This is a genomic window from Salmonella sp. 741265073_HBA, assembly GCF_046569105.1.
Taxonomy (GTDB): domain Bacteria; phylum Pseudomonadota; class Gammaproteobacteria; order Enterobacterales; family Enterobacteriaceae; genus Salmonella; species Salmonella enterica.
On sequence record NZ_JBKFRY010000011.1, the window covers coordinates 41,876 to 66,003 of the forward strand.

Annotated in this window: 23 protein-coding genes; 20 read left to right on the forward strand and 3 right to left on the reverse strand. The window is 45.8% G+C overall.

From position 1 onward, the window contains the following. Positions 1-16 precede the first annotated feature (16 nt). The 19 genes from invA (at position 17) to sptP (ending at position 18,394) form a co-directional block, all read left to right on the forward strand. A complete protein-coding gene (gene invA / locus ACLD3P_RS15310) occupies positions 17-2,074 on the forward strand; it encodes a type III secretion system export apparatus protein InvA (protein ID WP_000927219.1) in 2,058 nt (685 codons plus the stop codon). 23 nt (positions 2,075-2,097) lie between these two features. After that, on the forward strand, positions 2,098-2,505 hold the full coding sequence (gene spaK / locus ACLD3P_RS15315; RefSeq protein WP_001164066.1) for an SPI-1 type III secretion system chaperone SpaK: 408 nt from the start codon (positions 2,098-2,100) through the stop codon (positions 2,503-2,505). Next, a complete protein-coding gene (gene invC, locus ACLD3P_RS15320; RefSeq protein ID WP_000856766.1) occupies positions 2,502-3,797 on the forward strand; it encodes a SctN family type III secretion system ATPase InvC in 1,296 nt (431 codons plus the stop codon). Before spaK ends, invC begins: the two co-directional genes overlap by 4 nt. Next, positions 3,775-4,218: an SPI-1 type III secretion system protein SpaM gene (spaM, locus tag ACLD3P_RS15325; protein ID WP_000555884.1), complete on the forward strand. Its 444-nt coding sequence runs from the start codon at positions 3,775-3,777 to the stop codon at positions 4,216-4,218. The genes invC and spaM overlap by 23 nt, the downstream gene beginning before the upstream one ends. Next, the gene (spaN, locus tag ACLD3P_RS15330) at positions 4,218-5,228 is read left to right on the forward strand and encodes an SPI-1 type III secretion system protein SpaN (protein WP_023233231.1); all 1,011 of its coding nucleotides are present in this window, start codon (positions 4,218-4,220) and stop codon (positions 5,226-5,228) included. The genes spaM and spaN overlap by 1 nt, the downstream gene beginning before the upstream one ends. Further along, the gene (spaO, locus tag ACLD3P_RS15335; RefSeq protein ID WP_000058726.1) at positions 5,228-6,139 is read left to right on the forward strand and encodes an SPI-1 type III secretion system protein SpaO; all 912 of its coding nucleotides are present in this window, start codon (positions 5,228-5,230) and stop codon (positions 6,137-6,139) included. Before spaN ends, spaO begins: the two co-directional genes overlap by 1 nt. Further along, positions 6,129-6,803: an SPI-1 type III secretion system export apparatus protein SpaP gene (gene spaP / locus ACLD3P_RS15340; RefSeq protein ID WP_000526016.1), complete on the forward strand. Its 675-nt coding sequence runs from the start codon at positions 6,129-6,131 to the stop codon at positions 6,801-6,803. The genes spaO and spaP overlap by 11 nt, the downstream gene beginning before the upstream one ends. Before the next feature lie 25 nt (positions 6,804-6,828). Further along, positions 6,829-7,089, forward strand: a complete 261-nt coding sequence (spaQ, locus tag ACLD3P_RS15345) for an SPI-1 type III secretion system export apparatus protein SpaQ (RefSeq protein ID WP_000342503.1) — start codon at positions 6,829-6,831, stop codon at positions 7,087-7,089. 3 nt (positions 7,090-7,092) lie between these two features. Beyond that, entirely contained in the window at positions 7,093-7,884 is a 792-nt protein-coding gene (gene spaR, locus ACLD3P_RS15350) for an SPI-1 type III secretion system export apparatus protein SpaR (protein ID WP_023214354.1), read from the forward strand. After that, entirely contained in the window at positions 7,871-8,941 is a 1,071-nt protein-coding gene (gene spaS / locus ACLD3P_RS15355; RefSeq protein ID WP_000097719.1) for an SPI-1 type III secretion system export apparatus protein SpaS, read from the forward strand. Before spaR ends, spaS begins: the two co-directional genes overlap by 14 nt. A 137-nt stretch (positions 8,942-9,078) precedes the next feature. Beyond that, on the forward strand, positions 9,079-9,576 hold the full coding sequence (gene sicA, locus ACLD3P_RS15360; protein ID WP_000386309.1) for a SycD/LcrH family type III secretion system chaperone SicA: 498 nt from the start codon (positions 9,079-9,081) through the stop codon (positions 9,574-9,576). Between the two features lie 2 nt (positions 9,577-9,578). Further along, positions 9,579-11,360, forward strand: a complete 1,782-nt coding sequence (gene sipB / locus ACLD3P_RS15365) for an SPI-1 type III secretion system needle tip complex protein SipB (RefSeq protein WP_000245782.1) — start codon at positions 9,579-9,581, stop codon at positions 11,358-11,360. Between the two features lie 27 nt (positions 11,361-11,387). Next, the gene (gene sipC, locus ACLD3P_RS15370) at positions 11,388-12,617 is read left to right on the forward strand and encodes an SPI-1 type III secretion system needle tip complex protein SipC (protein ID WP_000909019.1); all 1,230 of its coding nucleotides are present in this window, start codon (positions 11,388-11,390) and stop codon (positions 12,615-12,617) included. Positions 12,618-12,687: 70 nt separating this feature from the next. After that, positions 12,688-13,710 (forward strand): SPI-1 type III secretion system needle tip complex protein SipD, encoded by a 1,023-nt coding sequence (gene sipD / locus ACLD3P_RS15375; RefSeq protein WP_023212174.1) that lies wholly within the window; start codon positions 12,688-12,690, stop codon positions 13,708-13,710. Positions 13,711-13,728: 18 nt separating this feature from the next. Beyond that, positions 13,729-15,786, forward strand: a complete 2,058-nt coding sequence (gene sipA, locus ACLD3P_RS15380; RefSeq protein WP_131046496.1) for an SPI-1 type III secretion system effector SipA — start codon at positions 13,729-13,731, stop codon at positions 15,784-15,786. Positions 15,787-15,804: 18 nt separating this feature from the next. Further along, positions 15,805-16,053 carry an acyl carrier protein gene (locus ACLD3P_RS15385; protein ID WP_001055579.1) on the forward strand — a complete coding sequence of 83 codons (249 nt, stop codon included), beginning with the start codon at positions 15,805-15,807 and terminating at the stop codon, positions 16,051-16,053. 43 nt (positions 16,054-16,096) lie between these two features. Next, complete coding sequence (locus ACLD3P_RS15390; RefSeq protein ID WP_000692254.1) at positions 16,097-16,357, forward strand: hypothetical protein; 261 nt, start codon at positions 16,097-16,099, stop codon at positions 16,355-16,357. Between the two features lie 26 nt (positions 16,358-16,383). Beyond that, positions 16,384-16,776 (forward strand): chaperone SicP, encoded by a 393-nt coding sequence (gene sicP / locus ACLD3P_RS15395; RefSeq protein WP_001147852.1) that lies wholly within the window; start codon positions 16,384-16,386, stop codon positions 16,774-16,776. Further along, positions 16,763-18,394: an SPI-1 type III secretion system effector GTPase-activating protein SptP gene (gene sptP / locus ACLD3P_RS15400; protein ID WP_131046495.1), complete on the forward strand. Its 1,632-nt coding sequence runs from the start codon at positions 16,763-16,765 to the stop codon at positions 18,392-18,394. Before sicP ends, sptP begins: the two co-directional genes overlap by 14 nt. Before the next feature lie 53 nt (positions 18,395-18,447). On the opposite strand, the gene iagB is transcribed toward sptP, so the two are convergent. From iagB to hilD, 3 genes are all read right to left on the reverse strand, one after another. Beyond that, positions 18,448-18,930 (reverse strand): SPI-1 type III secretion system invasion protein IagB, encoded by a 483-nt coding sequence (gene iagB / locus ACLD3P_RS15405; protein ID WP_000558930.1) that lies wholly within the window; start codon positions 18,928-18,930, stop codon positions 18,448-18,450. 17 nt (positions 18,931-18,947) lie between these two features. Beyond that, the gene (hilA, locus tag ACLD3P_RS15410; RefSeq protein WP_001120085.1) at positions 18,948-20,609 is read right to left on the reverse strand and encodes a transcriptional regulator HilA; all 1,662 of its coding nucleotides are present in this window, start codon (positions 20,607-20,609) and stop codon (positions 18,948-18,950) included. A 1,087-nt stretch (positions 20,610-21,696) separates the two neighbouring features. After that, on the reverse strand, positions 21,697-22,626 hold the full coding sequence (gene hilD, locus ACLD3P_RS15415; RefSeq protein ID WP_131046494.1) for a transcriptional regulator HilD: 930 nt from the start codon (positions 22,624-22,626) through the stop codon (positions 21,697-21,699). A gap of 315 nt (positions 22,627-22,941) precedes the next feature. On the opposite strand from hilD, the gene prgH reads away from it, so the two are divergent. After that, positions 22,942-24,120 carry a type III secretion system inner membrane ring protein PrgH gene (gene prgH, locus ACLD3P_RS15420; RefSeq protein WP_000450196.1) on the forward strand — a complete coding sequence of 393 codons (1,179 nt, stop codon included), beginning with the start codon at positions 22,942-22,944 and terminating at the stop codon, positions 24,118-24,120. Positions 24,121-24,128 lie beyond the last annotated feature (8 nt).

Here is a 24,128-nt window from a genome sequence, read left to right on the forward strand (position 1 = left end):
TAACAGGATACCTATAGTGCTGCTTTCTCTACTTAACAGTGCTCGTTTACGACCTGAATTACTGATTCTGGTACTAATGGTGATGATCATTTCTATGTTCGTCATTCCATTACCTACCTATCTGGTTGATTTCCTGATCGCACTGAATATCGTACTGGCGATATTGGTGTTTATGGGGTCGTTCTACATTGACAGAATCCTCAGTTTTTCAACGTTTCCTGCGGTACTGTTAATTACCACGCTCTTTCGTCTGGCATTATCGATCAGTACCAGCCGTCTTATCTTGATTGAAGCCGATGCCGGTGAAATTATCGCCACGTTCGGGCAATTCGTTATTGGCGATAGCCTGGCGGTGGGTTTTGTTGTCTTCTCTATTGTCACCGTGGTCCAGTTTATCGTTATTACCAAAGGTTCAGAACGCGTCGCGGAAGTCGCGGCCCGATTTTCTCTGGATGGTATGCCCGGTAAACAGATGAGTATTGATGCCGATTTGAAGGCCGGTATTATTGATGCGGATGCCGCGCGCGAACGGCGAAGTGTACTGGAAAGGGAAAGCCAGCTTTACGGTTCCTTTGACGGTGCGATGAAGTTTATCAAAGGTGACGCTATTGCCGGCATCATTATTATCTTTGTGAACTTTATTGGCGGTATTTCGGTGGGGATGACCCGCCATGGTATGGATTTGTCCTCCGCTCTGTCTACTTATACCATGCTGACCATTGGTGATGGTCTTGTCGCCCAGATCCCCGCATTGTTGATTGCGATTAGTGCCGGTTTTATCGTGACTCGCGTAAATGGCGATAGCGATAACATGGGGCGGAATATCATGACGCAGCTGTTGAACAACCCATTTGTATTGGTTGTTACGGCTATTTTGACCATTTCAATGGGAACTCTGCCGGGATTCCCGCTGCCGGTATTTGTTATTTTATCGGTGGTTTTAAGCGTACTCTTCTATTTTAAATTCCGTGAAGCAAAACGTAGCGCCGCCAAACCTAAAACCAGCAAAGGCGAGCAGCCGCTCAGTATTGAGGAAAAAGAAGGGTCGTCGTTGGGACTGATTGGCGATCTCGATAAAGTCTCTACAGAGACCGTACCTTTGATATTACTTGTGCCGAAGAGCCGGCGTGAAGATCTGGAAAAAGCTCAACTTGCGGAGCGTCTACGTAGTCAGTTCTTTATTGATTATGGCGTGCGCCTGCCGGAAGTATTGTTACGCGATGGCGAGGGTCTGGACGATAACAGCATCGTATTGTTGATTAATGAGATCCGTGTTGAACAATTTACGGTCTATTTTGATTTGATGCGAGTGGTAAATTATTCCGATGAAGTTGTTTCCTTTGGCATTAATCCAACAATCCATCAGCAAGGTAGCAGTCAGTATTTCTGGGTAACGCATGAAGAGGGGGAGAAACTCCGGGAGCTTGGCTATGTGTTGCGGAACGCGCTTGATGAGCTTTACCACTGTCTGGCGGTGACGCTGGCGCGCAACGTCAATGAATATTTCGGTATTCAGGAAACAAAACATATGCTGGACCAACTGGAAGCGAAATTCCCTGATTTACTTAAAGAAGTGCTCAGACATGCCACGGTACAACGTATATCTGAAGTTTTGCAGCGTTTGTTAAGCGAACGTGTTTCCGTGCGTAATATGAAATTAATTATGGAAGCGCTCGCATTGTGGGCGCCAAGAGAAAAAGATGTCATTAACCTTGTGGAGCATATTCGTGGAGCAATGGCGCGTTATATTTGTCATAAATTCGCCAATGGCGGCGAATTACGAGCAGTAATGGTATCTGCTGAAGTTGAGGATGTTATTCGCAAAGGGATCCGTCAGACCTCTGGCAGTACCTTCCTCAGCCTTGACCCGGAAGCCTCCGCTAATTTGATGGATCTCATTACACTTAAGTTGGATGATTTATTGATTGCACATAAAGATCTTGTCCTCCTTACGTCTGTCGATGTCCGTCGATTTATTAAGAAAATGATTGAAGGTCGTTTTCCGGATCTGGAGGTTTTATCTTTCGGTGAGATAGCAGATAGCAAGTCAGTGAATGTTATAAAAACAATATAAGGGCTTAATTAAGGAAAAGATCTATGCAACATTTGGATATCGCTGAATTAGTTCGTTCCGCACTGGAAGTAAGTGGTTGCGATCCTTCACTCATCGGAGGAATAGATAGCCATTCAACAATTGTTCTGGATTTATTTGCATTGCCAAGTATCTGTATCAGCGTCAAGGACGATGATGTATGGATCTGGGCGCAATTGGGTGCTGACAGCATGGTGGTATTACAACAGCGGGCTTATGAAATCTTAATGACCATAATGGAAGGATGCCATTTTGCCCGCGGCGGGCAATTACTACTGGGGGAGCAGAATGGGGAGCTAACGCTTAAAGCCTTAGTGCATCCGGATTTTTTATCTGACGGTGAAAAGTTCTCTACTGCCTTGAATGGGTTTTACAACTATCTGGAAGTTTTTAGTCGGTCGCTAATGAGATGAAAACACCTCGTTTACTGCAATATCTGGCCTACCCACAAAAAATAACCGGCCCAATTATTGAGGCGGAATTGCGCGATGTAGCCATTGGCGAACTGTGTGAAATACGCCGTGGCTGGCACCAAAAACAGGTTGTTGCACGTGCGCAGGTGGTTGGCTTACAGCGGGAACGCACCGTGCTGAGCCTTATCGGCAATGCCCAGGGGCTGAGCCGCGATGTCGTGCTTTATCCCACTGGACGTGCGTTATCGGCGTGGGTGGGATACTCGGTATTAGGCGCGGTGTTGGATCCGACGGGGAAAATCGTTGAGCGTTTTACCCCTGAAGTGGCGCCGATTAGCGAAGAACGCGTTATTGATGTCGCACCGCCTTCTTACGCTTCGCGCGTTGGCGTCCGTGAACCGCTGATTACCGGTGTGCGCGCGATTGACGGGTTATTGACCTGTGGCGTAGGCCAGCGAATGGGCATTTTTGCCTCCGCAGGATGCGGTAAGACCATGCTGATGCATATGCTGATCGAGCAAACGGAGGCGGATGTCTTTGTTATTGGTCTTATCGGTGAACGAGGCCGTGAGGTCACTGAATTCGTGGATATGTTGCGCGCTTCGCATAAGAAAGAAAAATGCGTGCTGGTTTTTGCCACTTCCGATTTCCCCTCGGTCGATCGCTGCAATGCGGCGCAACTGGCGACAACCGTAGCGGAATATTTTCGCGACCAGGGAAAACGGGTCGTGCTTTTTATCGATTCCATGACCCGTTATGCGCGTGCTTTGCGAGACGTGGCACTGGCGTCGGGCGAGCGTCCGGCCCGTCGAGGTTATCCCGCCTCCGTATTCGATAATTTGCCCCGCTTGCTGGAACGCCCCGGGGCGACCAGCGAGGGAAGCATTACTGCCTTTTATACGGTACTGCTGGAAAGCGAGGAAGAGGCGGACCCGATGGCGGATGAAATTCGCTCTATCCTTGACGGTCACCTGTATCTGAGCAGAAAGCTGGCCGGGCAGGGACATTACCCGGCAATCGATGTACTGAAAAGCGTAAGCCGCGTTTTTGGACAAGTCACGACGCCGACACATGCTGAACAGGCATCTGCCGTGCGTAAATTAATGACGCGTCTGGAAGAGCTCCAGCTTTTCATTGACCTGGGAGAATATCGTCCTGGCGAAAATATCGATAACGATCGGGCGATGCAGATGCGGGATAGCCTGAAAGCCTGGTTATGCCAGCCGGTAGCGCAGTATTCATCCTTTGATGACACGTTGAGCGGTATGAATGCATTCGCTGACCAGAATTAAAGTATTGCAGCGGCGCTGTACGGTATTTCATTCACAGTGTGAGTCGATATTACTTCGCTATCAGGATGAGGACCGCGGGCTGCAGGCCGAGGAGGAGGCGATCCTTGAACAAATAGCGGGTCTGAAATTGTTATTAGATACGCTGCGTGCAGAAAACAGACAGCTCAGTCGTGAGGAAATTTATACGTTATTACGTAAGCAGTCTATTGTTCGCCGGCAGATAAAAGATTTAGAACTCCAGATTATACAAATTCAGGAAAAACGGAGCGAGCTGGAAAAGAAAAGGGAAGAGTTTCAGAAAAAAAGTAAATATTGGTTGCGCAAAGAAGGGAACTATCAACGCTGGATAATCCGTCAGAAAAGACACTATATCCAGCGAGAGATACAGCAGGAAGAGGCCGAGTCAGAGGAGATAATTTAATGGGCGATGTGTCAGCTGTCAGTTCATCCGGGAACATTTTACTGCCGCAGCAGGATGAGGTTGGCGGTTTATCAGAAGCATTAAAAAAAGCGGTGGAAAAACATAAGACAGAATATTCCGATCATAAAAAAGATCGCGACTATGGCGATGCTTTCGTAATGCATAAAGAAACGGCTTTACCGGTATTGCTGGCGGCATGGCGACATGGCGCGCCAGCGAAATCAGAACATCACAATGGCAACGTTTCTGGTCTGCATCATAACGGAAAAGGCGAACTCAGGATTGCTGAAAAACTGTTGAAAGTCACTGCTGAAAAATCTGTCGGTTTGATCTCTGCGGAGGCCAAAGTAGATAAATCCGCAGCGTTGCTATCGTCTAAAAATAGGCCGTTAGAAAGCGTAAGCGGTAAAAAATTATCTGCTGATTTAAAAGCTGTGGAATCCGTTAGTGAAGTAGCCGATAACGCCACGGGAATCTCTGACGATAATATCAAGGCATTGCCTGGGGATAATAAAGCCATCGCGGGCGAAGGCGTTCGTAAAGAGGGCGCGCCGCTGGCGCGGGATGTCGCACCTGCCCGAATGGCCGCAGCCAATACCGGTAAGCCTGACGATAAAGATCATAAAAAGGTTAAAGATGTTTCTCAGCTTCCACTGCAACCAACCACTATCGCCGATCTTAGCCAATTAACCGGTGGCGATGAAAAAATGCCTTTAGCGGCGCAATCAAAGCCGATGATGACTATTTTTCCCACTGCCGATGGCGTGAAAGGAGAGGATAGCTCGCTGACTTACCGTTTTCAGCGCTGGGGAAATGACTATTCCGTCAATATTCAGGCGCGGCAAGCAGGGGAGTTTTCGTTAATACCGTCAAATACGCAGGTTGAACATCGTTTGCATGATCAATGGCAAAACGGTAATCCCCAGCGCTGGCACCTGACGCGAGACGATCAACAAAATCCGCAGCAGCAACAGCACAGACAGCAATCTGGCGAGGAGGATGACGCCTGATGTCATTGCGTGTGAGACAGATTGATCGTCGCGAATGGCTATTGGCGCAAACCGCGACAGAATGCCAGCGCCATGGCCAGGAAGCTACGCTGGAATATCCGACGCGACAGGGAATGTGGGTTCGGTTGAGCGATGCAGAAAAACGGTGGTCGGCCTGGATTAAACCTGGGGACTGGCTTGAGCATGTCTCTCCCGCTCTGGCGGGGGCGGCGGTTTCTGCCGGCGCTGAGCACCTGGTCGTTCCCTGGCTTGCTGCAACAGAGCGACCGTTTGAGTTGCCCGTGCCGCATTTGTCCTGTCGGCGTTTATGCGTAGAGAACCCCGTGCCGGGAAGCGCGCTGCCGGAAGGGAAATTGTTGCACATTATGAGCGATCGGGGCGGCCTGTGGTTTGAGCATCTTCCTGAACTGCCTGCAGTCGGGGGCGGCAGGCCGAAAATGCTGCGTTGGCCGTTGCGCTTTGTAATCGGTAGCAGTGATACGCAGCGTTCGTTGCTGGGCCGAATCGGGATCGGAGATGTACTCCTGATTCGTACTTCCCGTGCGGAAGTTTATTGCTACGCGAAAAAGTTAGGTCATTTCAACCGTGTTGAAGGGGGAATTATTGTGGAAACGTTAGATATTCAACATATCGAAGAAGAAAATAATACAACTGAAACTGCAGAAACTCTGCCTGGCTTGAATCAATTGCCCGTCAAACTGGAATTTGTTTTGTATCGTAAGAACGTTACCCTCGCCGAACTCGAAGCCATGGGGCAGCAACAGCTATTATCACTGCCGACCAATGCTGAACTTAACGTTGAAATTATGGCGAATGGTGTTTTGCTGGGTAATGGCGAACTGGTACAGATGAATGACACCTTAGGCGTTGAGATCCATGAATGGCTGAGCGAGTCTGGTAATGGGGAATGATATCTCATTAATTGCCTTACTGGCATTTTCCACCCTGTTGCCATTTATTATTGCATCAGGAACCTGTTTCGTTAAATTTTCTATTGTATTTGTCATGGTGCGTAACGCCCTGGGATTGCAGCAGATACCTTCAAATATGACGCTTAACGGCGTCGCATTGCTGCTTTCTATGTTTGTTATGTGGCCCATAATGCATGATGCCTACGTCTATTTTGAGGACGAAGATGTCACCTTTAATGATATTTCGTCATTAAGTAAACACGTTGATGAAGGTCTGGATGGTTATCGCGATTATCTGATCAAATATTCAGATCGCGAGTTAGTTCAGTTTTTTGAAAACGCGCAACTGAAGCGTCAGTATGGAGAAGAGACCGAGACGGTAAAGCGTGACAAAGATGAAATTGAAAAACCTTCAATATTTGCGTTATTACCTGCTTATGCGCTGAGCGAAATAAAAAGCGCGTTTAAAATTGGTTTTTATCTCTATTTGCCCTTTGTCGTCGTCGACCTGGTGGTATCCAGCGTGCTACTGGCGCTGGGGATGATGATGATGAGTCCGGTGACGATATCTACACCTATTAAGCTGGTGCTTTTTGTCGCGCTTGATGGCTGGACCTTACTGTCTAAGGGATTGATATTACAGTATATGGACATTGCAACATGACATCATTACGAGACGGGATAGTTAAATGGATGATTTAGTGTTTGCAGGTAATAAGGCGCTCTATCTTGTTTTGATCCTGTCAGGGTGGCCGACGATTGTCGCAACGATTATCGGCCTCCTGGTAGGGTTATTCCAGACGGTAACGCAATTACAGGAACAGACGCTGCCTTTTGGCATTAAATTACTTGGCGTGTGTTTGTGCTTGTTTTTACTGTCTGGCTGGTATGGCGAAGTTTTACTCTCTTACGGGCGTCAGGTGATATTCCTGGCGTTGGCTAAGGGGTAAAAAATGTTTTACGCGTTGTACTTTGAAATTCATCACCTGGTTGCGTCTGCGGCACTAGGGTTTGCTCGCGTGGCGCCGATTTTTTTCTTCCTGCCGTTTTTGAATAGCGGGGTATTAAGCGGCGCGCCGAGAAACGCCATTATCATCCTGGTGACATTGGGAGTATGGCCGCATGCATTGAACGAGGCGCCGCCGTTTTTATCGGTGGCGATGATCCCGTTAGTTCTGCAAGAAGCGGCGGTAGGCGTCATGCTGGGCTGTCTGCTGTCATGGCCTTTTTGGGTTATGCATGCACTGGGTTGTATTATCGATAACCAGCGAGGGGCAACGCTAAGTAGCAGTATCGATCCGGCAAACGGTATTGATACCTCGGAAATGGCTAATTTCCTGAATATGTTTGCCGCTGTCGTTTATTTACAAAACGGCGGTCTGGTCACGATGGTTGACGTGTTAAATAAAAGCTATCAGCTATGCGATCCGATGAACGAGTGCACGCCTTCATTACCGCCGCTATTAACGTTTATTAATCAGGTGGCTCAAAACGCGTTGGTTCTGGCCAGTCCGGTGGTATTAGTGCTGTTGCTGTCAGAAGTATTCCTGGGTTTATTGTCGCGCTTTGCTCCGCAAATGAACGCCTTTGCGATTTCACTGACGGTAAAAAGCGGTATTGCCGTTTTAATTATGCTGCTTTATTTCTCTCCGGTACTACCGGACAATGTACTGCGACTCTCTTTCCAGGCCACAGGATTAAGCAGTTGGTTTTACGAGCGAGGGGCGACGCATGTCCTCGAATAAAACAGAAAAACCGACTAAAAAACGGCTGGAAGACTCCGCTAAAAAAGGCCAGTCATTTAAAAGTAAAGATCTCATTATCGCCTGCCTGACGCTGGGAGGAATTGCCTATCTGGTGTCGTATGGCTCATTTAATGAGTTTATGGGGATAATTAAGATCATTATTGCGGATAATTTTGATCAGAGCATGGCTGACTACAGTTTGGCCGTTTTTGGGATAGGGTTAAAATATCTGATTCCATTTATGCTGCTCTGCTTAGTGTGTTCCGCATTACCGGCGTTATTACAGGCCGGTTTTGTGCTGGCGACAGAAGCATTAAAACCTAATTTATCGGCGTTAAACCCGGTAGAAGGGGCGAAAAAACTTTTTAGTATGCGCACGGTTAAAGATACGGTCAAAACCCTACTGTATCTCTCATCCTTTGTGGTGGCCGCCATCATTTGCTGGAAGAAATATAAGGTTGAAATCTTTTCTCAGCTAAATGGCAATATTGTAGGTATTGCCGTCATTTGGCGTGAGCTTCTTCTCGCGTTGGTATTAACTTGCCTTGCTTGCGCATTGATTGTCTTATTATTGGATGCTATTGCGGAATATTTCCTGACCATGAAAGATATGAAAATGGATAAGGAAGAAGTGAAGCGTGAAATGAAGGAGCAGGAAGGGAACCCAGAGGTTAAATCTAAAAGACGTGAAGTTCATATGGAAATTCTGTCTGAACAGGTGAAATCCGATATTGAAAACTCACGCCTGATTGTTGCCAACCCCACGCATATTACGATCGGGATTTATTTTAAACCCGAACTGATGCCGATTCCGATGATCTCGGTGTATGAAACGAATCAGCGCGCACTGGCCGTCCGCGCCTATGCGGAGAAGGTTGGCGTACCTGTGATCGTCGATATCAAACTGGCGCGCAGTCTTTTCAAAACCCATCGCCGTTATGATCTGGTGAGTCTGGAAGAAATTGATGAAGTTTTACGTCTTCTGGTTTGGCTGGAAGAAGTAGAAAACGCGGGCAAAGACGTTATTCAGCCACAAGAAAATGAAGTACGACATTGAGCCGCGTAAAGCAGTAGCGATGTATTCATTGGGCGTTTTTTGAATGTTCACTAACCACCGTCAGGGTTTAATAACTGCATCAGATAAACGCAGTCGTTAAGTTCTACAAAGTCGGTGACAGATAACAGGAGTAAGTAATGGATTATCAAAATAATGTCAGCGAAGAACGTGTTGCGGAAATGATTTGGGATGCCGTTAGTGAAGGCGCCACGCTAAAAGACGTTCATGGGATCCCTCAAGATATGATGGACGGTTTATATGCTCATGCTTATGAGTTTTATAACCAGGGACGACTGGATGAAGCTGAGACATTCTTTCGTTTCTTATGCATTTATGATTTTTACAATCCCGATTACACCATGGGACTGGCGGCGGTATGCCAACTGAAAAAACAATTTCAGAAAGCATGTGACCTTTATGCAGTAGCGTTTACGTTACTTAAAAATGATTATCGCCCCGTCTTTTTTACCGGGCAATGTCAATTATTAATGCGTAAGGCAGCAAAAGCCAGACAGTGTTTTGAACTTGTCAATGAACGTACTGAAGATGAGTCTCTGCGGGCAAAAGCGTTGGTCTATCTGGAGGCGCTAAAAACGGCGGAGACAGAGCAGCACAGTGAACAAGAAAAGGAATAATTATGGTAAATGACGCAAGTAGCATTAGCCGTAGCGGATATACCCAAAATCCGCGCCTCGCTGAGGCGGCTTTTGAAGGCGTTCGTAAGAACACGGACTTTTTAAAAGCGGCGGATAAAGCTTTTAAAGATGTGGTGGCAACGAAAGCGGGCGACCTTAAAGCCGGAACAAAGTCCGGCGAGAGCGCTATTAATACGGTGGGTCTGAAGCCGCCTACGGACGCCGCCCGGGAAAAACTCTCCAGCGAAGGGCAATTGACATTACTGCTTGGCAAGTTAATGACCCTACTGGGCGATGTTTCGCTGTCTCAACTGGAGTCTCGTCTGGCGGTATGGCAGGCGATGATTGAGTCACAAAAAGAGATGGGGATTCAGGTATCGAAAGAATTCCAGACGGCTCTGGGAGAGGCTCAGGAGGCGACGGATCTCTATGAAGCCAGTATCAAAAAGACGGATACCGCCAAGAGTGTTTATGACGCAGCGGCCAAAAAACTGACGCAGGCGCAAAATAAATTGCAATCGCTGGACCCGGCTGACCCCGGCTATGCACAAGCTGAAGCCGCGGTAGAACAGGCCGGAAAAGAAGCGACAGAGGCGAAAGAGGCATTAGATAAGGCCACGGATGCGACGGTTAAAGCAGGCACAGACGCCAAAGCGAAAGCCGAGAAAGCGGATAACATTCTGACCAAATTCCAGGGAACGGCTAATGCCGCCTCTCAGAATCAGGTTTCCCAGGGGGAGCAGGATAATCTGTCAAATGTCGCCCGCCTCACAATGCTCATGGCCATGTTTATTGAGATTGTGGGCAAAAATACGGAAGAAAGCCTGCAAAACGATCTTGCGCTTTTCAACGCCTTGCAGGAAGGGCGTCAGGCGGAGATGGAAAAGAAATCGGCTGAATTCCAGGAAGAGACGCGCAAAGCCGAGGAAACGAACCGCATTATGGGATGTATCGGGAAAGTCCTCGGCGCGCTGCTAACCATTGTTAGCGTTGTGGCCGCTGTTTTTACCGGTGGGGCGAGTCTGGCGCTGGCTGCGGTGGGACTTGCGGTAATGGTTGCCGATGAAATTGTGAAGGCGGCGACGGGGGTGTCGTTTATTCAGCAGGCGCTAAACCCGATTATGGAGCATGTGCTGAAGCCGTTAATGGAGCTGATTGGCAAGGCGATTACCAAAGCGCTGGAAGGATTAGGCGTCGATAAGAAAACGGCAGAGATGGCAGGCAGCATTGTTGGTGCGATTGTTGCCGCTATTGCCATGGTAGCGGTCATTGTGGTGGTCGCAGTTGTCGGGAAAGGCGCGGCGGCGAAACTGGGTAACGCGCTGAGCAAAATGATGGGCGAAACGATTAAGAAGTTGGTGCCTAACGTGCTGAAACAGTTGGCACAAAACGGCAGCAAACTCTTTACCCAAGGGATGCAACGTATTACTAGCGGCCTGGGTAATGTGGGTAGCAAGATGGGCCTGCAAACGAATGCCTTAAGTAAAGAGCTGGTAGGTAATACCCTAAATAAAGTGGCGTTGGGCATGGAAGTCACGAATACCGCAGCCCAGTCAGCCGGTGGTGTTGCCGAGGGCGTATTTATTAAAAATGCCAGCGAGGCGCTTGCTGATTTTATGCTCGCCCGTTTTGCCATGGATCAGATTCAGCAGTGGCTTAAACAATCCGTAGAAATATTTGGTGAAAACCAGAAGGTAACGGCGGAACTGCAAAAAGCCATGTCTTCTGCGGTACAGCAAAATGCGGATGCTTCGCGTTTTATTCTGCGCCAGAGTCGCGCATAAAAACTGCCAAAATAAAGGGAGAAAAATATGTTAATTAGTAATGTGGGAATAAATCCCGCCGCTTATTTAAATAATCATTCTGTTGAGAATAGTTCACAGACAGCTTCGCAATCCGTTAGCGCTAAAGATATTCTGAATAGTATTGGTATTAGCAGCAGTAAAGTCAGTGACCTGGGGTTGAGTCCTACACTGAGCGCGCCTGCGCCAGGGGTATTAACGCAAACCCCCGGAACGATCACGTCCTTTTTAAAAGCCAGTATTCAAAATACCGACATGAATCAGGATTTGAATGCCCTGGCAAATAATGTCACGACTAAAGCGAATGAGGTTGTGCAAACCCAGTTACGCGAGCAGCAGGCAGAAGTCGGAAAGTTTTTTGATATTAGCGGAATGTCTTCCAGTGCCGTTGCGCTGTTGGCTGCCGCGAATACGTTAATGCTGACGTTGAACCAGGCTGATAGCAAACTGTCTGGTAAGTTGTCATTAGTCAGTTTTGATGCAGCTAAAACGACGGCAAGCTCCATGATGCGCGAAGGGATGAATGCGTTGTCCGGTAGTATTTCCCAGAGCGCGCTTCAGTTGGGGATCACTGGCGTGGGCGCCAAACTGGAATATAAGGGGCTGCAGAATGAAAGAGGCGCGCTTAAACATAATGCCGCGAAGATCGATAAACTGACCACTGAAAGCCACAGTATTAAAAACGTGCTGAACGGGCAGAATAGCGTCAAACTCGGTGCTGAAGGCGTCGATTCTCTGAAATCGTTAAATATGAAGAAAACCGGCACTGATGCGACGAAAAATCTTAATGATGCGACGCTTAAATCTAATGCCGGAACCAGCGCCACGGAAAGTCTGGGTATTAAAGACAGTAATAAACAAATCTCCCCTGAACATCAGGCTATTCTGTCGAAACGTCTTGAGTCTGTCGAATCCGATATTCGTCTTGAGCAGAATACTATGGATATGACCCGAATCGATGCGCGCAAGATGCAGATGACGGGCGATCTGATTATGAAGAACTCGGTCACGGTCGGTGGTATTGCAGGGGCGTCCGGGCAGTACGCCGCTACTCAGGAACGTTCCGAGCAGCAAATTAGCCAGGTGAATAACCGGGTTGCCAGCACTGCATCGGACGAAGCCCGTGAAAGTTCACGTAAATCGACCAGCCTGATTCAGGAAATGCTGAAAACAATGGAGAGCATTAACCAGTCGAAAGCATCCGCACTCGCTGCTATCGCAGGCAATATTCGCGCTTAATCTGAAAGGTCATCTATACGCCATCATGGGTGTGATTTAATCGCGCTCCTGATGGCGAACTGGGGATATTATGCTTAATATTCAAAATTATTCCGCTTCTCCTCATCCGGGGATCGTTGCCGAACGGCCGCAGACTCCCTCGGCGAGCGAGCACGTCGAGACTGCCGTGGTACCGTCTACCACAGAACATCGCGGTACAGATATCATTTCATTATCGCAGGCGGCTACTAAAATCCAGCAGGCACAGCAGACGCTGCAGTCAACGCCACCGATCTCTGAAGAGAATAATGACGAGCGCACGCTGGCGCGCCAGCAGTTGACCAGCAGCCTGAATGCGCTGGCGAAGTCTGGCGTGTCATTATCCGCAGAACAAAATGAGAACCTGCGGAGCGCGTTTTCTGCGCCGACGTCGGCCTTATTTAGCGCTTCGCCTATGGCGCAGCCGAGAACAACCATTTCTGATGCTGAGATTTGGGATATGGTTTCCCAAAATATATCGGCGATAGGTGACAGCTATCTGGGCGTTTATGAAAACGTTGTCGCAGTCTATACCGATTTTTATCAGGCCTTCAGTGACATTCTGTCCAAAATGGGAGGCTGGTTATCGCCTGGTAAGGATGGAAATACCATTAAGCTAAATGTTGACTCACTTAAAAGTGAAATAAGTAGTTTAATTAATAAATACACTCAAATAAATAAAAATACGATTTTATTTCCCTCGCAAACTGGCAGCGGAGTGACAACAGCAACGAAAGCGGAAGCTGAGCAGTGGATTAAAGAATTGAATTTACCGGCCAGCTGTCTAAAGGCGTCTGGTTCTGGTTATGTCGTACTGGTGGATACGGGGCCACTGAGCAAAATGGTTAGCGATCTTAATGGAATAGGATCGGGTTCAGCCCTTGAACTGGATAACGCCAAATATCAAGCCTGGCAGTCGGGTTTTAAAGCACAGGAAGAAAATCTGAAAACCACATTACAGACGCTGACGCAAAAATACAGCAATGCCAATTCATTGTACGACAACCTGGTAAAAGTGCTGAGCAGTACGATAAGTAGCAGCCTGGAAACCGCCAAAAGCTTCCTGCAAGGATAACAGAAGAGGATATTAATAATGGTTACAAGTGTAAGAACTCAGCCCCCCGTCATAATGCCAGGTATGCAGACCGAGATTAAAACGCAGGCCACGAATCTTGCGGCGAATCTTTCCGCAGTCAGAGATAGTGCCACAACGATGCTATCAGGGGAAATTAAAGGCCTGCAACTGGAGGATTTTCCCGCGCTGATCAAACAGGCGAGTCTGGATGCGTTGTTTAAATGCGGGAAAGACGCTGAGGCGTTAAAAGAAGTTTTTACCAATTCAAATAATGTCGCCGGTAAGAAAGCGATAATGGAATTTGCCGGGCTCTTTCGTTCAGCGCTCAACGCCACCAGTGATTCTCCTGAGGCGAAGACGCTACTAATGAAGGTGGGGGCAGAGTATACCGCGCAAATCATAAAAGATGGCCTGAAAGAAAAGTCAGCTTTTGGGCCATGGCTGCCAGAAACAAAGAAAGCGGAAGCGAAGCTGGAAAACCTGGAAAAGCAGCTGTTAGATATCATCAAAAATAACACTGGCGGTGAATTAAGTAAATTATCGACGAATCTTGTTATGCAGGAGGTGATGCCCTATATTGCCAGCTGCATTGAACATAACTTTGGCTGTACGTTAGATCCGTTAACCCGCAGCAATCTTACGCACCTTGTTGACAAAGCGGCGGCGAAGGCGGTTGAGGCGCTTGATATGTGCCACCAAAAATTAACGCAAGAGCAGGGTACCAGCGTAGGACGGGAAGCCCGGCACCTTGAAATGCAAACGTTGATACCCCTGCTGCTACGTAATGTTTTTGCACAAATTCCTGCAGATAAACTGCCCGACCCTAAAATTCCGGAACCTGCGGCTGGACCAGTACCTGATGGTGGGAAAAAAGCAGAACCTACGGGTATTAATATCAATATTAATATTGATAGCAGTAACCGTAGCGTGGATAACAGTAAGCATATTAACAATAGCCGAAGCCATGTCGATAATAGCCAGCGCCATATCGATAATAGCAACCATGATCATAGCCGGAAGACGATTGATAATAGCCGAACATTTATTGATAACAGCCAACGCCATGGCGAGTCACACCATTCGACTAACAGCAGTAACGTAAGTCATAGTCATTCGCGTGTGGATTCGACTACGCATCAAACGGAGACGGCACACAGCGCCAGCACAGGGGCAATTGACCATGGCATCGCGGGTAAAATTGACGTCACGGCTCATGCGACGGCAGAGGCTGTGACCAACTCTTCATCCGAAAGTAAAAATGGAAAGGTGGTCACGTCAGAAAAGGGCACTACGGGTGAAACCCCCTCTTTTGATGAAGTCGATGGCGTAACCAGCAAGAGCATTATCGGCAAGCCGGTACAGGCCACGGTGCACGGCGTTGATGATAATAAACAGCAAAGCCAGACGGCAGAGATTGTGAATGTGAAGCCGCTTGCCAGTCAACTGGCTGGCGTCGAGAATGTTAACATCGATACCTTACAATCAGACTCGACGGTAATTACAGGTAATAAAGCCGGTACGACCGATAATGATAATAGCCAGACAGATAAGACTGGCCCATTTTCTGGTTTGAAGTTTAAGCAAAATAGTTTCCTCTCAACAGTACCGAGCGTTACGAATATGCATTCAATACATTTCAACGCCCGTGAGGCGTTTTTGGGTGTGATACGTAAAGCCCTGGAGCCGGATACCTCCACACCGTTCCCTGTACGCAGAGCGTTTGACGGCTTGCGTGCGGAAATATTACCCAATGACACGATAAAGAGTGCAGCGTTGAAAGCGCAATGTAGCGATATTGACAAGCACCCAGAATTGAAAGCGAAAATGGATACGCTTAAAGAGGTCATTACTCATCATCCACAAAAAGAAAAACTGGCTGAGATTGCACTGCAGTTTGCCAGAGAGGCGGGGCTGACCAGGCTAAAAGGGGAAACTGACTATGTGTTAAGTAATGTGCTGGACGGCCTTATCGGAGACGGTAGCTGGCGAGCTGGCCCGGCTTACGAGTCATACCTGAATAAACCTGGCGTGGATCGGGTTATTACTACCGTTGATGGCTTGCACATGCAGCGTTAATTAACCGGGAAAGATGCGATGAATATGGATATTGAAGCAAGAGTCAAAAAAGTGATCACCTCCTGTATTGCCGTTGATGTTGATAGTATCAATGGTCAGACCCATCTGGTTGAGGATCTTTACGCTGACTCATTGGATTTAATTGATATTGTATTTGGTCTTAGTGAGGAGTTTGACATTAGTTGCAATGAAAACGATCTTCCTGATATGACGACCTTTGCGGATATATGCCGTGTTGTTAAAAAAAGTCTTGAGTCCAGGGTGTAGTATTTTTCTCTCGCTTGACAACAATTGAATAAGATTAATTGTTATGAAAATCATCACACATGTAGTACCCGGTTCAGGTATGGCTGCAATATATGATGATATTGCTGACAGTTCGCGCTTTGTTATTAAAGGCAAGTTACGTCATGTTGAAAATGATCCGAAGGAGCTGCTGATATGTGTTCCGATGCGTAGTGAATGGCTATTCTACTGGATTAAAGGAGAGAAATATTGCGCCCGGCGATGGGCGCGAAAAAGTATCAAGACATTGTGTAACCAGATTAAATTTGAAGAAGCAATCTTATAAAAGAGATAATTCAAGAGGAAAGTAAATTGCAAGCACACCAGGATATTATCGCTAATATTGGTGAGAAATTGGGTTTACCGCTCACTTTTGACGACAACAATCAGTGCTTATTACTACTCGATAGCGATATTTTTACGTCTATTGAAGCTAAAGATGATATCTGGTTATTGAACGGTATGATTATACCGTTATCGCCTGTTTGTGGCGATTCTATCTGGCGGCAGATTATGGTGATTAATGGTGAACTGGCTGCGAATAATGAAGGTACGTTAGCGTATATTGATGCCGCAGAGACGTTGTTGCTTATACATGCAATTACCGATCTGACAAATACTTACCATATTATATCGCAGCTTGAGTCATTTGTGAATCAGCAGGAAGCGCTCAAAAACATACTGCAGGAATATGCTAAAGTATGAGGAGAGAAAATTGAATAATTTAACGTTGTCTTCGTTTTCAAAAGTTGGTGTGTCGAATGATGCCCGACTTTATATTGCTAAGGAAAATACTGATAAGGCATATGTTGCGCCTGAAAAATTTTCGTCAAAAGTATTAACCTGGCTTGGAAAAATGCCGTTATTTAAAAACACTGAAGTGGTGCAAAAACATACGGAAAATATCAGAGTACAGGACCAAAAGATTTTACAGACATTTCTCCATGCACTAACGGAAAAATATGGGGAAACAGCGGTTAATGACGCACTGTTAATGTCCCGTATAAATATGAACAAACCCCTTACCCAACGTTTAGCAGTGCAGATCACGGAGTGTGTAAAAGCTGCTGACGAAGGGTTTATAAACCTTATTAAGAGCAAGGATAATGTTGGTGTCAGGAATGCCGCTTTAGTCATAAAAGGCGGCGATACAAAAGTGGCAGAAAAAAATAACGATGTTGGAGCAGAAAGTAAGCAACCTTTACTTGATATCGCGCTAAAGGGACTTAAAAGAACATTACCGCAACTGGAACAAATGGATGGAAATAGCCTGCGAGAAAACTTCCAGGAGATGGCTTCAGGTAACGGCCCGCTGCGTTCATTAATGACCAATTTACAGAATTTAAATAAAATTCCAGAGGCTAAACAACTTAATGATTATGTTACAACGTTAACAAATATTCAGGTCGGTGTAGCCCGGTTCTCACAATGGGGAACCTGTGGAGGAGAGGTTGAGAGGTGGATTGATAAAGCCTCTACTCATGAATTAACCCAGGCTGTAAAAAAAATTCACGTTATTGCTAAAGAACTGAAAAACGTTACAGCTGAACTTGAGAAAATAGAAGCCGGCGCGTCAATGCCACAGACGATGAGCGGACCGACACTGGGCCTGGCACGGTTTGCGGTCAGCAGCATTCCAATTAATCAGCAAACCCAGGTGAAACTGAGCGATGGAATGCCTGTGCCAGTGAATACGTTAACTTTTGACGGTAAGCCTGTGGCATTAGCCGGTTCGTACCCAAAAAATACGCCGGACGCGCTGGAAGCGCATATGAAAATGCTTCTTGAAAAAGAATGCTCGTGCCTGGTGGTGTTAACGTCGGAAGATCAGATGCAGGCAAAACAATTACCAGCCTATTTCAGAGGGAGCTACACCTTTGGCGAGGTGCATACCAACAGCCAAAAAGTGAGCTCAGCCAGTCAGGGAGGAGCGATAGACCAATACAATATGCACCTGTCCTGCGGGGAAAAGCAGTATACAATCCCGGTATTGCATGTGAAAAATTGGCCAGATCACCAGCCGTTACCGTCTACTGATCAGTTAGAATACCTGGCGGATAGGGTGAAAAATAGTAACCAAAATGGCGCGCCGGGGCGTAGTTCATCAGATAAGCATTTACCGATGATTCATTGTCTGGGTGGAGTGGGGAGAACCGGAACGATGGCGGCGGCTCTTGTACTTAAGGATAATCCTCATAGTAATCTGGAGCAGGTACGTGCAGATTTCCGGGATTCACGGAACAATAGAATGCTGGAAGACGCCTCACAGTTTGTACAACTAAAAGCAATGCAAGCCCAGTTGCTTATGACGACGGCAAGCTGATAAAAATATAGCTTACTTTTAAAACTATCTGAAAGTAAGCTATTTCTGTATAATTATTTGTTTACCGCGATAGAAAGTCTTTTGTTTTTCTCTTCTGCTGACATCCCTTTTAATTTTCTGTAATTCTCCCAAATTTTTTTAGCATAACGTTTCCTTATATCCGATCGTTTCGGTGACGTCCCGGCATTATAAGCGCCAACGGCCTCCCAGCTATAACCGTAGATTTTCATCATATCTGATAAAATGGATGCGCCCACAATGACAGAAATGCAGGGGTCCTGTAACAACTGTTTTTCACTAATCCCCATTTTTTTCAGCCTTTTCATATGGAAGCTGTTAATTTGCATCAGGCCAAGATCGGTTGAACCATCTCGGTTATGACCAATGGCGCCAGGTTTCATGGCTGATTCCTGCTGGGCGATAGCGTAAAGTAGTTCGGATTCAATATTGAACATTTTTTCAGCCTGAAGCCAGCAATCAGCCCATGCCGTATTTATGCTAAGCAACCAGATTACGATGATAAAAAAATAATGCATATCTCCTCTCTCAGATTTTACCGTAATTTAATCAAGCGGGGATCCTGTTTCCATCTTTTGAACCAAATATTGTCTTCGTTTTTAAATTTATTCCACATTTTCTCGGCAATAGCTTCGCCGTGGGCTACCAGCACTAACGGTAATAATCCCGGATTATTATCAATACGCTGTTCACTTTCCAGAAATTCTCTTATCGTCGGTAAGGCACGCTCACTATTCTGACAGTATTCAGCATAAAGAAGATTAACAGCAATAAGCCCTGTTATTTCCTGCGTGGATATTTCTTTAGTTAATTTTCGTGCCAGTTCATGTTTACCTTTAAGCGAAAGGAACATAACCTGCATACTTAATAATATTGGATTATCCTGCAGGTGTTGTGAGCGTAATTCATCGCCTAAACGTATAGCATCATCAATACCGGTATGATAATAGGTAATCCATAGCTTAGTGATCCCTGCGGCTGCGCGCGTTGGGTCCAATTTTAAACACTCGTTAATCGTTTGTAAGGCCTCCTCCAACTGACCAGCCATGAAGAGATTCCAGCCATAATAATATTTAATATCTGCAGAAATGGGCGAAAGTAAGTTAGCTTGTTTGAATAGCAAACTCCCGACGATGTATTCTGAATGAATCGTATTAATTAGCCCCAGTAATCCTAAAGCTTGTGGATTATTGTGGTCCAGCTCTGTTGCCTTAATCGCATGTTCTTTAGCTTTGATCATGGCGTTTTGTTTATCAAAAATCCCCATTTGCGCCATGCTGAGGTAGCATTCTGCCAGCGCACAGTAAGGCGCAATGCTGTTTGGCGACATGTTAACGCATTGAGTCAGCAATTTAAGCGCTTGCTGTAAGCTATAGGGGGTATATTGATTTAACTCATGCTTACCGCGTAAGTAAACCATCGTACTGTCAATCGAATTTAGCTCGCTAATCTGCTTTGTGTCCCAGCGAAGCCCGGGAATACATCTGAGCAAAAGATTAGCAATTTTGTTTTGCAAGAGAGAAGCGGGTTGGTGTTCTATCAACTTAATGCTTTCCTGGTGCAGCAGGTGATAACCTTTAACCCGAACTATCTCGATCTGTACAATATTATCATTGCCATCGGGTATCATCTGCCCGGAGATATAATAATCGGGGCGTAATTGATCCATGAGCTCAAGAATATCTTTAACACTGCGACAGTTCTTCGTAATGGTCACCGGTAGCACGCTCAGGCCAAAGGGCGCATACTGCGATAATCCCTTCACGATAGAGTAATGCAGACTCTCGGATTGAACCTGATCCTGCATCTGAAAAGGAAGTATCGCCAATGTATGAGTCGTAGGTTGCGGCGCTGGCGGAGACACCACTACGACCGGACGATTAAACCGATAGCCCTGTCCGTACAGTGTTTCAATGTAACGATGCTCTTTATCTTCCGACAGAATACGTCGTAAGGCATAAATACAGCGGGTAAGAGATTCTTCGTTAACTTCCGCGTCGCCCCATACCTGGTCCAGTAAGGTGTTTTTACTCACAATCTCGCCGGCGGCTTCGAGCAGGATGACCAGAACGGCATATTCTTTTGGCGGAATATTGACTTTCTTTTCTGAGCGTAGCAGGGAGCCGTCCATGTTGAGTATGAAATCATCAAAGACGAATTTTTTATTCGATACAGGAACAGGATTAAAATGTGGCATGATAATAGTGTATTCTCTTACAGGGTGAAAAGTTATAATAGCTAATACAAGTCGTTAGGATAGAATCTACTGTTTCAGTAATTCTGCTGTTAGTACTAACGGTCAGGTTGAGCTTTTATTATGAGCTTAATGTCATATTCTACGGGCTCGGGTTTATATGTTTTTAACATTTGATTATTTAGCTTATGCCTGTGCTTTAAATAACTGACATGTTGGTAATAATATTGTTATAACTAACCGTGATTATCGAATGGACGCTGTCGTATATCCTGGTGCAGAGAGTCAGCGCCGGGCATCTAAATATTTACATATTTAACTTGGCCTCATTGCAATAGATATTAGTTTTGTAGCTATCTTACTGCATTTTTTGGGGGTGTAAATGCTGCTTATTATATCTTCATGGTTAATGGTCTGATAATTACACCATCAGAACCATTTTTCTCGAAGATTTCCACTAAATGACCATTCGTTGAAAGTTTAAGAGTGTAATTTGTCTTAGGTTCCAAAATATAAATGAAAGACTGTTTTTAATGGTGCGCTTATTTTTATATTTTTTTGCAAAATAATGATATCGTCTTTTCTTTACACCCTTCAGCTATAGCGTCAAAAAGGCAGGGGGTTATGAGCAGTATCATCCTCAGGCTGGCCCCCAGGCATTATATCGATATCAGGAGGAAGAGAAGAGGTATGCCAGGCAGAAGCTAACAAGCGTGACTGTTTCGGTGTAGACCGTTCAGGCAAATAGTTCCCAGAGGGAACGGATGATGTATAAATATGAATAAAATGCCGGCCTTAATCCACAGGGTTAAAGCCGGAAGGAGATAGTGTCATCTGGATGGATTGTTACGCTGTGAATAAGGCAATATCGATTTACCAGTCATCATAGCGATGACAAGTTCACAAAAATCGTGTTATATAATCAGCCTTACTTTAAATTACCAGAGATATCAGTATAAGCTGTCTTCCTGACAGAACAATGATATTGAATAGCCTCCCATCCTGATATAGCGTGTTAATGCGCAGTCTGAATTTTAAATTATTACAATTTTAATAAAAATCTTTACTTGAGTGACAGATACAAAAAATGTTAATGGTTCGCCATTTTTATGAATGTCGATGGCGTAGTTTTAAAATATTTTTTGAAACATTGAATGAAATAGGACGTGCTGTCATAACCACATTTTAATGCTACAGCATTAACATTATGGTTGCCTATGCGTAAAAGTTTTGCTGCCTGATTCATTCTTGCCGATAAGTAGATGTCGCTAAAGCTGGTACCTTCTTCTGCAAGTTTCCGTTTGAGCGTTGACGTACTCATAAATATATGATCGGCAACATCCGTAAGCTTCCACTGTCTACTGGGTGACGAAGATATAATGTTGTAAACGCGCTCCTTTAACGTTATCTGAGCTGAGCTAAGGATGATCTCATAACTCTCCGGGAGTCGGAGAAAAGCAGTAAGCAGGAACAGCAGAAAATAAGGAATTAACTCTTCATTTTCAATACAACTTTTGTTGTTACAGTTACTGCAACCTTTGCTTGTATCCTTCGTACAGGAGAACGCCGTTTTCAGATGTTCAAATACCTCTCTTCTGGCAGGAAAGTCAGGCGTATAGAAGATTTTCTGCGCTTTCTCTGTGGGTGCCGCCATTTTGGTTTGCTGCTCGTTTGGGATAAGTGCATAGAGAGCGCCAAGTCGTTGCGTCGGTATCTCGAGTATATCGAAATCCATATGGCCATTGACTTCTTCAAGCGTCACGCTAACTACCTGCTCTTTTTTGAGCACCAACATCCCTGGTTCGTCACAGTAAATCGTATCGTGATTATTGCTAATCGTCAGTTTACCGCTCCGAAAGCAAACTAAAGTGAAACTGCTTACATAAAGATTTTTGATGCTGACCTGCTGAGCCTGACTTTTAATTTGCTGCTGGGTATTTGTCAAAAGTGATTTTAATTTCTGTAAGTTATCTGCGGCAGGACGCTGATGACTATTACTTACAAAGGTTACATTTTCCATATTATCCCTTTGTTGATGTTATTTTAATGTTCCTTACTGGTATCCTACTGAAAAAATCTGAGTTGTAAATGCTCTTTATTAGCGTGTGTTAGCAATGGTCTGATTGTTACACCAAAAGAACCCAAATTTGGGTAATTTATCTACAGTAGTTTAAGCCCCAATGGGGACGATGGTTCTTTTAATATGTGTTGAGACGCATTATACAGAATAAATTGATTTTATTTCTCACTTTTCATTCTATTTTCATCAGGAATCCCTGTGTCCTGTGCGGTACTCTGCTGCTATCGAGAACGACAGACATCGCTAACAGTATATATGGAAACATCAAAAGAGAAGACGATAACAAGCCCAGGGCCATACATAGTTCGATTACTTAACAGCTCACTGAACGGCTGTGAGTTTCCATTGCTGACAGGCCGAACACTCTTTGTGGTAGGTCAGAGTGATGCGCTCACTGCTTCAGGCCAACTCCCTGATATACCTGCCGATAGCTTTTTTATCCCGCTGGACCATGGCGGAGTAAATTTTGAAATCCAGGTGGATACGGATGCGACCGAAATTATACTCCATGAGCTGAAAGAAGGAAATTCTGAATCTCGTTCGGTGCAATTAAATACACCAATACAGGTCGGTGAATTGCTTATCCTGATTCGCCCGGAAAGCGAGCCGTGGGTGCCCGAGCAGCCTGAGAAGTTAGAAACGTCTGCAAAAAAGAACGAGCCGCGTTTTAAAAACGGAATTGTAGCCGCACTGGCCGGGTTTTTTATATTAGGGATTGGGACGGTAGGGACGTTGTGGATACTTAACTCGCCGCAGCGGCAGGCCGCAGAGCTCGATTCGTTATTGGGGCAGGAGAAGGAGCGCTTTCAGGTGTTGCCAGGACGGGACAAAATGCTCTATGTCGCTGCGCAAAATGAAAGAGATACGCTGTGGGCTCGTCAGGTTTTAGCGAGGGGCGATTATGATAAAAATGCGCGAGTGATTAACGAAAACGAAGAAAATAAGCGTATCTCTACCTGGCTGGATACCTATTATCCGCAGCTGGCTTATTATCGGCTTCATTTCGATGAGCCGCGTAAACCCGTTTTCTGGCTAAGCCGCCAGCGAAACACGATGAGCAAGAAAGAGCTCGAGGTGTTAAGTCAAAAGCTGAGAGCGCTAATGCCCTACGCGGATTCGGTCAACATCACGTTGATGGACGATGTTACCGCAGCAGGCCAGGCGGAAGCGGGGCTAAAACAGCAGGCGTTACCTTATTCCCGCAGGAATCATAAGGGGGGCGTAACGTTTGTTATTCAGGGGGCGCTCGATGATGTAGAAATACTCAGAGCCCGTCAATTTGTCGATAGCTATTACCGCACATGGGGAGGACGCTATGTGCAGTTTGCGATCGAATTAAAAGATGACTGGCTCAAGGGGCGCTCATTTCAGTACGGGGCGGAAGGTTATATCAAAATGAGTCCAGGCCATTGGTATTTCCCAAGCCCACTTTAATTTAACGC

Bases quoted from the DNA above. Each gene is read 5' to 3' on its own strand.
- spaK (WP_001164066.1), top strand. From the start codon at position 2,098: ATGCAACATTTGGATATCGCTGAATTAGTTCGTTCCGCACTGGAAGTA.
- invC (WP_000856766.1), top strand. From the start codon at position 2,502: ATGAAAACACCTCGTTTACTGCAATATCTGGCCTACCCACAAAAAATA.
- spaM (WP_000555884.1), top strand. From the start codon at position 3,775: ATGCATTCGCTGACCAGAATTAAAGTATTGCAGCGGCGCTGTACGGTA.
- spaN (WP_023233231.1), top strand. From the start codon at position 4,218: ATGGGCGATGTGTCAGCTGTCAGTTCATCCGGGAACATTTTACTGCCG.
- spaO (WP_000058726.1), top strand. From the start codon at position 5,228: ATGTCATTGCGTGTGAGACAGATTGATCGTCGCGAATGGCTATTGGCG.
- spaP (WP_000526016.1), top strand. From the start codon at position 6,129: ATGGGGAATGATATCTCATTAATTGCCTTACTGGCATTTTCCACCCTG.
- spaQ (WP_000342503.1), top strand. From the start codon at position 6,829: ATGGATGATTTAGTGTTTGCAGGTAATAAGGCGCTCTATCTTGTTTTG.
- spaR (WP_023214354.1), top strand. From the start codon at position 7,093: ATGTTTTACGCGTTGTACTTTGAAATTCATCACCTGGTTGCGTCTGCG.
- spaS (WP_000097719.1), top strand. From the start codon at position 7,871: ATGTCCTCGAATAAAACAGAAAAACCGACTAAAAAACGGCTGGAAGAC.
- sicA (WP_000386309.1), top strand. From the start codon at position 9,079: ATGGATTATCAAAATAATGTCAGCGAAGAACGTGTTGCGGAAATGATT.
- sipB (WP_000245782.1), top strand. From the start codon at position 9,579: ATGGTAAATGACGCAAGTAGCATTAGCCGTAGCGGATATACCCAAAAT.
- sipC (WP_000909019.1), top strand. From the start codon at position 11,388: ATGTTAATTAGTAATGTGGGAATAAATCCCGCCGCTTATTTAAATAAT.
- sipD (WP_023212174.1), top strand. From the start codon at position 12,688: ATGCTTAATATTCAAAATTATTCCGCTTCTCCTCATCCGGGGATCGTT.
- sipA (WP_131046496.1), top strand. From the start codon at position 13,729: ATGGTTACAAGTGTAAGAACTCAGCCCCCCGTCATAATGCCAGGTATG.
- ACLD3P_RS15385 (WP_001055579.1), top strand. From the start codon at position 15,805: ATGAATATGGATATTGAAGCAAGAGTCAAAAAAGTGATCACCTCCTGT.
- ACLD3P_RS15390 (WP_000692254.1), top strand. From the start codon at position 16,097: ATGAAAATCATCACACATGTAGTACCCGGTTCAGGTATGGCTGCAATA.
- sptP (WP_131046495.1), top strand. From the start codon at position 16,763: ATGCTAAAGTATGAGGAGAGAAAATTGAATAATTTAACGTTGTCTTCG.
- iagB (WP_000558930.1), bottom strand. From the start codon at position 18,930: ATGCATTATTTTTTTATCATCGTAATCTGGTTGCTTAGCATAAATACG.
- hilA (WP_001120085.1), bottom strand. From the start codon at position 20,609: ATGCCACATTTTAATCCTGTTCCTGTATCGAATAAAAAATTCGTCTTT.
- hilD (WP_131046494.1), bottom strand. From the start codon at position 22,626: ATGGAAAATGTAACCTTTGTAAGTAATAGTCATCAGCGTCCTGCCGCA.
- prgH (WP_000450196.1), top strand. From the start codon at position 22,942: ATGGAAACATCAAAAGAGAAGACGATAACAAGCCCAGGGCCATACATA.